Below are 218 nucleotides of genomic sequence, written 5' to 3' on the forward strand. Positions count from 1 at the left end.
TGGTGGAGGCTGAGGGGCTCGAACCCCCGACCCTCTGCTTGTAAGGCAGATGCTCTCCCAGCTGAGCTAAGCCTCCACAATTAAGCACTTCTCATATTATACCATAATGAACTTTTTATTGCAAGCCCTTTTATGATATTTTTATGACCCGTAGGGGATTCGAACCCCTGTTACCTCCGTGAAAGGGAGGTGTCTTAACCCCTTGACCAACGGGCCAT

The 218-nt window shown here is 49.1% G+C and carries 2 tRNA genes; both read right to left on the reverse strand.

Going from position 1 to position 218, the window contains the following annotated elements:
• Window positions 1–76, reverse strand: a tRNA-Val gene (locus tag G9G54_RS25160).
• A gap of 68 nt (window positions 77–144) precedes the next feature.
• Window positions 145–216: transfer RNA gene (locus G9G54_RS25165), tRNA-Glu, on the reverse strand.
• Window positions 217–218: the final 2 nt, after the last annotated feature.

Origin of the sequence: Paenibacillus sp. EKM212P (genome assembly GCF_011066115.1) — a bacterium.
GTDB lineage: Bacteria > Bacillota > Bacilli > Paenibacillales > Paenibacillaceae > Paenibacillus > Paenibacillus polymyxa_B.